Source organism: Roseovarius salinarum (assembly GCF_002834145.1).
GTDB classification, from domain to species: Bacteria; Pseudomonadota; Alphaproteobacteria; order Rhodobacterales; family Rhodobacteraceae; genus Roseovarius; species Roseovarius salinarum.
Map to the genome: position 1 here is coordinate 1 of NZ_PHNT01000050.1, position 827 is coordinate 827.

1 protein-coding gene and 1 pseudogene are annotated in these 827 nt (G+C 59.5%); one reads left to right on the forward strand and one right to left on the reverse strand.

Annotated features, from left to right (window positions below; translation table 11 throughout):
• Positions 1-112, forward strand: a 112-nt coding sequence (locus tag CEF10_RS16775) for an integrase core domain-containing protein (RefSeq protein WP_157932957.1), incomplete at its 5' end; no start/stop codon positions are given.
• Between the two features lie 27 nt (positions 113-139).
• Here CEF10_RS16775 and CEF10_RS16710 read toward each other — a convergent pair.
• Positions 140-651 (reverse strand): annotated as a pseudogene (locus tag CEF10_RS16710) (IS5 family transposase); the annotation flags it as partial.
• Positions 652-827 lie beyond the last annotated feature (176 nt).

The following is an 827-nucleotide window of genomic DNA, read 5'->3' on the forward strand; positions in this document are numbered from 1 at the left end:
GCTCGGATTGATCGATGGCTGGTTCGAGGATTACAACGAGAACCATCCGCACTCAGGGCTGAAATGGCGCTCGCCCCGCGAGTTCATCGCAGCTCAAACCGCAACCGCCTGAGTGTCCGGCGAAACGGGGGCAAGATCAGCTCGGCTCTGGCAGGTTGTCGGCCATGACCAGGTCAAACCCCAAATAATCGGATGTCTTGTCCGGCGTGATCTCGGTCCTCATTGGCAAGCCTGCTGCATTGACGCGGAGGTGGATCTTGGTCGTGAAGCCACCTCGAGAACGGCCGAAACCCTGTTGCGGAGTCCCCCTTTTGCGCCCGCTGCCTGATGATGAGCGCGGATCACGGTGCTGTCGATCATTTGAAGGGCATCCGGCGCTGCCCCGCTCTGGTTCAGGGCGTCCATGATGTCCTCCCAGAGACCCGCCAGCGTCCAGCGTCGGAACTGCCGGTAGACGCTCGACCATTTGCCGAACTCTTCGGGCAGGTCCCGCCATGGGCCACCAGTGCGAGCGATCCAGAAAATCCCATCAAGAACAACGCGATGGTTGGTCGGTTTGCGCCCGTTCGGCGCACGGACCGCCAGGATAAACCGTTCAAAGAACGCCCATTCCTCGTCCGACATCAAGTCTCGTGCCAAGCTGGTCTCCATAGCAGATACCAGCTTGAATCATGCCCGCAGCGCCATGTGAATCCTTTTTGTCAAAACGGCCTAGGGAGCGTCTGAACCGCCCCGGGTTTCCGAGAGGGTAAAACTCTCAGAGGATGACCGTTATGGAATCGAAGAAGAAGCACACCCCGACATACACGGCCGAGTTCCGCGAGCGC